9 protein-coding genes are annotated in these 7,124 nt (G+C 65.8%); 4 read left to right on the top strand and 5 right to left on the bottom strand.

Going from position 1 to position 7,124, the window contains the following annotated elements:
• The 3 genes from VAE53_RS08525 to VAE53_RS08515 all read right to left on the bottom strand — a co-directional run.
• Window positions 1-181 (bottom strand): hypothetical protein (locus VAE53_RS08525; RefSeq protein WP_322818950.1); only part of this gene is annotated, 181 nt, incomplete at its 3' end.
• A gap of 16 nt (window positions 182-197) precedes the next feature.
• Window positions 198-1,487, bottom strand: coding sequence for a glucose-1-phosphate adenylyltransferase family protein (locus tag VAE53_RS08520; RefSeq protein ID WP_322818949.1), 1,290 nt, complete (start codon window positions 1,485-1,487; stop codon window positions 198-200).
• 98 nt (window positions 1,488-1,585) lie between these two features.
• Complete coding sequence (locus VAE53_RS08515; protein WP_322818948.1) at window positions 1,586-1,780, bottom strand: hypothetical protein; 195 nt, start codon at window positions 1,778-1,780, stop codon at window positions 1,586-1,588.
• 137 nt (window positions 1,781-1,917) lie between these two features.
• On the opposite strand from VAE53_RS08515, the gene VAE53_RS08510 reads away from it, so the two are divergent.
• Together VAE53_RS08510 and VAE53_RS08505 are read left to right on the top strand one after the other, a co-directional pair.
• Window positions 1,918-3,651 (top strand): NAD+ synthase, encoded by a 1,734-nt coding sequence (locus tag VAE53_RS08510; protein ID WP_322818947.1) that lies wholly within the window; start codon window positions 1,918-1,920, stop codon window positions 3,649-3,651.
• Window positions 3,652-3,743: 92 nt separating this feature from the next.
• Complete coding sequence (locus VAE53_RS08505) at window positions 3,744-4,883, top strand: citrate/2-methylcitrate synthase (RefSeq protein ID WP_322818946.1); 1,140 nt, start codon at window positions 3,744-3,746, stop codon at window positions 4,881-4,883.
• Window positions 4,884-4,945: 62 nt separating this feature from the next.
• On the opposite strand, the gene VAE53_RS08500 is transcribed toward VAE53_RS08505, so the two are convergent.
• Together VAE53_RS08500 and VAE53_RS08495 are read right to left on the bottom strand one after the other, a co-directional pair.
• Window positions 4,946-5,644, bottom strand: coding sequence for a flavin reductase family protein (locus VAE53_RS08500; protein ID WP_322818945.1), 699 nt, complete (start codon window positions 5,642-5,644; stop codon window positions 4,946-4,948).
• A gap of 85 nt (window positions 5,645-5,729) precedes the next feature.
• Window positions 5,730-6,113: a helix-turn-helix transcriptional regulator gene (locus VAE53_RS08495; protein ID WP_322818944.1), complete on the bottom strand. Its 384-nt coding sequence runs from the start codon at window positions 6,111-6,113 to the stop codon at window positions 5,730-5,732.
• 208 nt (window positions 6,114-6,321) lie between these two features.
• Between VAE53_RS08495 and tsaE the strand changes: the two genes are divergently transcribed.
• Window positions 6,322-6,798 carry a tRNA (adenosine(37)-N6)-threonylcarbamoyltransferase complex ATPase subunit type 1 TsaE gene (gene tsaE, locus VAE53_RS08490; RefSeq protein ID WP_322818943.1) on the top strand — a complete coding sequence of 159 codons (477 nt, stop codon included), beginning with the start codon at window positions 6,322-6,324 and terminating at the stop codon, window positions 6,796-6,798.
• Window positions 6,795-7,124, top strand: a 330-nt coding sequence (tsaB, locus tag VAE53_RS08485) for a tRNA (adenosine(37)-N6)-threonylcarbamoyltransferase complex dimerization subunit type 1 TsaB (RefSeq protein ID WP_322818942.1), incomplete at its 3' end; no start/stop codon positions are given. The genes tsaE and tsaB, both read left to right, overlap by 4 nt.

Here is a 7,124-nt window from a genome sequence, read left to right as displayed (position 1 = left end):
TGGGGAAGGGGGCGGCGAGGTCGTGGCCGTCGGCGGTGGCGCTGCGGGCGGCGGCTGTGCGGGCGGCTTCGATGACGCGGAGTTCGAGGTGTGCTTGGCGGAGGCGTTCGAGGATGGGGATGAGGGTGGGGAGGAGGTTGCGGGCTTCTTGGAGGGTGTAGAGCCGCGGTGTGGGTTCCATTACGGTGTGGGTTCCATTAGACGAAGAGGTGGAGGGGGATGTGGGTGGGGCGGATGGAGGCGCCGGATTGGAGTTCGGTTTTGCCGGCGAGTTCGTTCTGGACGCCGGGGCCGATGACGACGTTGCGTCCGATGCGCAGTCCGGGGGGGATGACGGCGCGTTTGCCGATGATGGAGATGCCGGTGTTGACGATATCGGGGCGTTCGGTGTTGGGGATGTTGGGGTCGCCGGTGCCGATGATGCAGTCGGGGCCGATGGTGACTTCTTTGTCGAGGATGCAGCGGTCGATGATGGTGCCGGAGCGGATGATGCAGCGGTGTTGGACGATGGATTCGCGGACGATGGCGCCGGCTTCGATGATGGTGCCGGGGGAGATGACGGAGCGGTAGACTTGGCCGTCGATGCGGGCTCCGGGGGAGACGAGGGATTCGACGATGTGTGCGTTGGGGCCGAAGCGGGCGGGTGGGGGGATGGAGCCGGCGGTGCGGAGTTTGAGGTCGGGGTCTTCGAGGTTGAGGGGTGGGTTGGGCTGGAGGAGGTCCATGTGGGCGGCCCAGTAGGATTCGATGGTGCCGACGTCGCGCCAGTAGTCGAGGTATTGGTAGCCGAAGACGCGGTGGGTTTGGAACATGCGGGGGATGATGTCGCGGCCGAAGTCGTGGGTGCTGGCGTCGCCGAGGTCGGCGTCGTGTTGGAGGCGTTCGACGAGGATGTCTTTGTTGAAGACGTAGATGCCCATGGAGACCCAGGAGCCGCGGGGTTCTTTGGGTTTTTCTTGGAAGTCGATGACGCGGCCGGTGGAGTCGAGGTCGAGGACGCCGAAGCGATGGGCTTGGCTGCGGGGGACGCTGTAGACGGCGACGGTGGCGTCGGCGCCTTGGGAGCGGTGGTAGGCGATGAGGTTGCGGTATGAGGTGAGGTAGATGTGGTCGCCGGCGAGGATGAGGACTTCGCGGGCGCGGGATTCTTCGATGACGTAGAGGTTTTGGTAGACGGCGTCGGCGGTGCCGTGGTACCAGTCGGCGTCGGCGCGGCCGAGGTAGGGTTGGAGGATTTGGATGCCGCCTTCGGGGGTATCGTAGCCCCAGGGGCGGCCGGCGCCGATGTGGTTGAAGAGGGAGCGTGGGCGGTATTGGGTGAGGACGGCGAGTTTGCTGAGGTCGCTGTTGGCGCAGTTGGAGAGGACGAAGTCGATGATGCGGTAGTGGCCGCCGAAGACGACTGCTGGTTTGGCGCGTTGTTCGGAGAGGATGGAGAGTCTGTCGCCCTGGCCGCCTGCGAGGATCATCGCGAGGACTTCGTTCATGGGCCGTCTCCTTCCGCCGTTCGCGCTCCGGGGATGTGCCCATTGTAGTGGTGGCCGCCGGCCCTCGAAACGGTGGGCCGGCGGCTGGCGGCGTGGTGTTAGCCGGCGTTGCGGAGGGCGGCGGCTTCGGAGCGTAGGACCATGGCGAACGCGCAGTCTCGACAGATGATGGTGGCGTAGCTGGTCCGGTGGGTGCCGATGGGTTCGACATCGGCGATGAGGATGCGCGAGTGCGCGCGGGTCTGGCGCCCGCAGAGCGGGCAGGGGCTGATGTGGTTGGTGTTTCGAGTCATCTCCCTACCTCGAAACCCCGCCGTGTTGGAGGGTGCCAGATGTGGGTCGGGGGTGGTATCGGGTGGTTTTCTTAGGCGATTTCCTGATGGGGCGGGGATTGGGGGGGCGGGAATATACTCGCTGGGAGGAGGCGACGATGAGGACGCTGCGGCTTGGTCTGGCGCAGATCGATACGTTGGTGGGGGATCTGGAGGGGAATGCGGAGAAGGTGCGGGCGCAGATGGTGGCGGCGCGTGCTGCGGGGTGCGATCTGGTTGCGTTTCCGGAGCTGGCGGTGACGGGGTATCCGCCGGAGGATTTGGTGTTGAGGCGGGCGTTTTGCGAGGCTTCGCGGGAGGTGACGGCGGGGCTGGCTTCGGCGTCGGCGGGGCTGGTGGCGGTGGTGGGGTTCGTGGATTGGCGGGAGGATGATGCTTACAACGCGGCGGCGGTGTTCGCGGATGGGCGCTGGGTGGATACGTACGAGAAGCAGCGGTTGCCGAATTATGGGGTGTTCGACGAGGAGCGGTATTTCCGGGCGGGGCGGCGGACGCCTGTCTATCGTGCGGGTGATGTCCGTTTTGGGGTGAGTATTTGTGAGGATATTTGGTATGCGGGGGCGCCGTTGGATGCGATGGCGCTGGCGGGGGCGGAGCTGTGCGTGAATATCAATGCTTCGCCGTACCATCGGGGGAAGGCGAGGGAGCGGGAGCGGATGTTGGCGACGCGGGCGGTGGACTACGGGATCGTGGTGGCGTATTTGAATGCGGTTGGGGGGCAGGATGAGCTGGTGTTCGACGGGGCGTCGGTGGTGATGGATGCGGAGGGGCGGGTGGTGGCGCGGGCGCGCCAGTTCGCGGAGGAGTTGTTGGTGGTGGAGGTGGATTTGGACGAGGTGGCGCAGCGGCGTTTGCACGATCCGCGGCGTCGGGTGGAGCTGCGGGCGAGGGATTGGGAGTCGGGGGCGGTGTTCGTGGATTTGGGGATGGCCCTGGAGGCGGCGCGGGAGCCGACGGCGACGGGGGGCCGGGTGGCGCCGCTGATGGAGGAGGAGGAGGAGGTGTGGTCGGCGCTGGTGCTGGCGACGCGGGATTATTTGGGGAAGTCGGGTTTTCGGGAGGCGATCGTGGGGCTTTCGGGGGGGATCGATTCGGCGGTGGTGGCTGCGGTGGCGGTGGATGCGATCGGTGCTGAGCGGGTGATTGGGGTTTCGATGCCGAGCCGGTATTCGAGCGAGCACAGTAAGGTGGATGCGCGGGAGCTGGCGGCGAATCTGGGGATCCGGTTTTTGACGATTCCGATCGAGCCTGCGCATGCGGCGATGTTGGAGATGATGGCGGAGGTGTTCGAGGGGGGTGAGCCGGGTACGGCGGAGGAGAATTTGCAGGCGCGCCAGCGGGGGAATGTGTTGATGACGCTTTCGAACAAGACGGGGGCGATCGTGCTGACGACGGGGAACAAGAGCGAGATGGCGACGGGTTACGCGACGCTTTATGGCGATATGGCGGGTGGCTTTGCGGTGTTGAAGGATGTTCCGAAGACGTTGGTGTACCGGTTGGCGAGGTGGCGGAATGGGCGCGCGGGGCGGCCGTGGATTCCGGAACGGACGTTGACGAAGCCGCCGAGTGCGGAGCTGCGCCCTGGTCAGTTGGATGTGGATTCGTTGCCGCCGTACGAGGTGTTGGATCCGATTTTGGAGGCGTACGTGGAGGATGACCGGACGGTGGACGAGATCGTGGCGATGGGTTTCGAGCGGGGGTTGGTGGAGCGGGTGGTGTGGTTGGTGGACCGGAACGAGTACAAGCGGCGGCAGGCGGCGCCGGGGGTGAAGATTACGCAACGGGCTTTCGGGCGGGATCGTCGGCTTCCGCTGGCGGCGAAGTATCGGTGAGGGGATGAGGCAATGGCCCGCCCGGGCGTGGTAGGATGGTGGGAGCTGGTGACTGTATACAATCCGCGGGTTCCGCGGCGAGGAGTACGGTAATGACCGAGGTGATTGCACGGGGGCTCGAGGGCGTCAATGTTACGGCGACGAAGCTTTGCCGGATCGACGGCCAGAAGGGCGAGCTGATCTACGCGGGGTACAACATTTTCGATTTGGCGGAGCATTCGACGTTCGAGGAGACGGCGTTTTTGCTCTGGAATTTGCGGCTGCCGACGCGGGGCGAGCTGGAGGAGCTGAAGGCGAGTTTGCGGCGTGAGCGGCCGCTTTCGGATCTGAATGCGCGGGTGCAGCGGGAGATCGTGGGGAAGATCCGCCCGATGCGTGCGCTGGAGATTTCGGTGATCATCGCGGGGGCGCTGGACCCGAGGTCGAGCGATCTGTCGCAGGAGCAGCTGAAGAAGACGGCGGCGCTGCTGACGGCGCGGATGCCGACGGTGTTGGCGCAGTACCACCGGCTTCGGCAGGGGTTGGAGCCGGTGCCGCCGCGCGAGGATTTGGGCCACGCGGCGAATTTTTTGTGGATGTTGAAGGGGGAGGAGCCGAACGAGCTGGAGGCGCGGATCTTCGATGTGGCGATGATCTTGCACGCTGAGCACGAGATGAATGCTTCGACGTTTTCGGCGCTGGTGACGGCTTCGACGTTGAGCGATATGTACTCGGCGATCGCGTCGGCGATCGGGACGTTGAAGGGGCCGCTGCACGGTGGTGCGAACGAGGCGGTATACCGGACGCTGGAGGCGATCGGGAGCGAGGAGAATATTCCACGATATGTGGACGAGCTGTTGGCGAGGGGGGAACGGGTGATGGGGATTGGGCACCGGGTGTACAAGACGACGGATCCGCGGGCGATCATTTTGGAGCGGCTGGGGCACGAGCTGGCGGCGACGTCGCCGGAGCGGAAGTATTTCGATCTTTCGCTGAAGCTTCGGGATTATTTGGCGCAGAAGCTGGCGGGGAAGCCGTTGTACCCGAATGTGGATTTCTTCAGTGCGTCGGTCTACAAGATGCTCGGGATTCCGAGCGATCTGTATACGCCGATTTTTGCGATGTCGCGGATTGCGGGCTGGACGGCGCACCTGCTGGAGCAGTACGCGGACAATCGGCTGGTGCGGCCGAATGCGCTCTACGAGGGCGCGGATTTGCGGCCGTATGTTCCGCTGGAGGAGCGCCAGGGGTAGGGGTGAGGGTGCTGTGGGGTGGCAGTCGCGCTCGGGTGCGGGCGGGGCTGTCGATGGGCTGCCTAGGGTGATGACCCTTCGGTCTGGAGGCGTTGGCGCAGGCCTTCCTCTCCTTCGAGGCGGCGGAGTTCGGCCTGGCGGGCTTCGCGCTCGAGGCGGGCTTCGCGTTTTTCGGGGGTTTCGGTGACGAGGGCGCCGTGCTCGTCGATGGTGTAGGTAGCTTGGAGGGGTTGGCCGATGATGGCGTAGTAGCTGCCGCCGAGGTAGGTGAGGGGGCTGTGTTCGGGGTTTTGGAGGAGCCAGCGTCCGACGTAGGCTTGGTCGTCGGCTTGGACTTTGACGGGTTCGGCGATGAAGAGGGTATGGTCGCCGATGCGGTGGGCATCCTGGACGGTGCATTCGATCCAGGCGAGGCATTCTTCGATGAGGGGGGCGTCGATGGTGAGGGGGCGGAAGGTGTGGAGGCCGGCGGCTTCGATTTTGTTGGTTTGGAGGCCGCTGAGGGAGCCGAGGAAGGCGGTCTGTTCGAGGAGGCTGGGCCCGGGGATGTTGATGGCGAAGGCGCCGCTGAGGCGGATCATGGCGGCGGTGTGGCGTTCGGGGGCGATGGCGACGCCGAGGCGGGGAGGGTCGATGGAGAGTGGGGTTGTCCAGGCGATGGGGGCGGCGTTGGCGCTGCCGCGCCAGGCGGTGGTGACGATGGCGACGGGGCCGGGGTTGAGGAGGCGGCGGGCGTCGGCGGGGTCGCAAAGGCGTCGCATGGGGCCTCCGTGGGGTGCGGTGTGGGGGAAAGGGAGCAGCCGGGCCGTTGACGGCCCGGCTGCGGGGTTCTGTGCCTGGGGTGGGTCAGTGGCGGCCGGAGCCGTTGGACGACATGCGCCGCCAGCGGAGGAAGTTCCAGTATTGGAGGAGTTCGGGCAGGTCTTCGGGGTGGCGTTCGAGCTCTTGGATGAGCTGGGCGATCTCGCTGTCTTTGACGTAGAGCATTTCGCCGTCTTCGCCGAGGAAGTAGTGGAGGGGGCGGTTGAGGATGCGGGCGACGTTGAGCAGCATGTCGATGCCGACGGAGCGCTGGCCGGCTTCGTAGAGGCTGATGGCGCTCTGGGTGGTGTTGAGGGCCTGGGCGAGCTGGCCCTGACTCATGCCGGCGTCGCGGCGGGCGGCGCGGATGCGGCTGCCGAGGCTGGCGGAGACGGGCTGCTTACCGGTTTCGGTGGAGATTCTCATCATGCGCAATGAACTCCGTGTAGGGACCGTGAGGATGGGGGCGCCGTGGGCTGTGGCCGAGGCGTTCGCTAGGACAAGGTAGCTAGCGGCTCTCTAGTGGTCAATCACGGGTATGAGGTTGCGCTATTGTCGAGGAGGATGGTGGGCGGAGCTGGGTGGATGGCGTGGGCTGGACATGGGGCGTTAGCACGATGGCTTCTATACTTGGGGTATGGAAGGTGAGAGGGTGCTGGAGCTGGCTTCTGCGAGCGAGGAGGAGACCCGTTCGCTGGGTGAGCGGCTGGGGCGCTTTTTGCGGCGGGGCGATGTGGTGCTTTTGAGCGGCGACCTGGGTAGTGGGAAGACGTGCCTGACGCAGGGGATCGGGCGGGGGTTGGGGTGCCGGGGGCAGGTGAATAGCCCGTCGTTCGTGCTGATGAACGAGTACGCTGGGCGGGAGGTGCTCTACCACGTGGATCTGTATCGGATCGAGGATGTGGAGGAGCTGGACGAGCTGGGGCTCTGGGATTACGCGGAGAAGGGCGTTTTGGTTATCGAGTGGCCGGAGCGCGGGGCGGAGCTGTTGCCGGGGGATGGGCTCATCGTGGAGCTTCGGCCGGGCGAACTGGGGCCGCGGACGCGTCGGCTGCGGTTCATTCCGCGGGGTGTGCGTGGCCGCGAGCTTGTCGAGGCGCTCGGCGCGGCGTGAGTACGATTCTGGTTATCGATACGGCTTCGGATTGGTTCGCGGTCGGGCTCGATGGCGAGGGACGGCGGGAGTTGGTGGTGGCGGAGGAGGGGCGGACGCATACGACGGGCCTGCTGGCTGCGATCGAGGGGTTGTTGGGGGTGGAGCGCCCGGGGGGCGTTATCGTGTTGAGTGGGCCGGGGTCGTATGCGGGGTTGCGGGTGGGAATCGCGACGGCCCAGGGGATTTCGCTGGCGACGGGTGCGCCGCTCTTTGGGGTGCGGACGTTCGAGGCGATCGCGTTGGCGGCGGGGGGTGAGGGGGAGGTGCTGGCCATCCATCCGGCG

Source organism: Tepidiforma sp. (assembly GCF_034432735.1).
Classification (GTDB): domain Bacteria; phylum Chloroflexota; class Dehalococcoidia; order Tepidiformales; family Tepidiformaceae; genus Tepidiforma.
This window is presented reverse-complemented; position numbering and strand designations above follow the sequence as displayed.

What these genes read in the sequence shown, in the direction of transcription:
- tsaE (WP_322818943.1), top strand. Translation starts at nt 6,322, where the DNA reads ATGGAAGGTGAGAGGGTGCTGGAGCTGGCTTCTGCGAGCGAGGAGGAG.
- VAE53_RS08495 (WP_322818944.1), bottom strand. Translation starts at nt 6,113, where the DNA reads ATGATGAGAATCTCCACCGAAACCGGTAAGCAGCCCGTCTCCGCCAGC.
- VAE53_RS08505 (WP_322818946.1), top strand. Translation starts at nt 3,744, where the DNA reads ATGACCGAGGTGATTGCACGGGGGCTCGAGGGCGTCAATGTTACGGCG.
- VAE53_RS08510 (WP_322818947.1), top strand. Translation starts at nt 1,918, where the DNA reads ATGAGGACGCTGCGGCTTGGTCTGGCGCAGATCGATACGTTGGTGGGG.
- VAE53_RS08520 (WP_322818949.1), bottom strand. Translation starts at nt 1,487, where the DNA reads ATGAACGAAGTCCTCGCGATGATCCTCGCAGGCGGCCAGGGCGACAGA.
- VAE53_RS08515 (WP_322818948.1), bottom strand. Translation starts at nt 1,780, where the DNA reads ATGACTCGAAACACCAACCACATCAGCCCCTGCCCGCTCTGCGGGCGC.
- VAE53_RS08500 (WP_322818945.1), bottom strand. Translation starts at nt 5,644, where the DNA reads ATGCGACGCCTTTGCGACCCCGCCGACGCCCGCCGCCTCCTCAACCCC.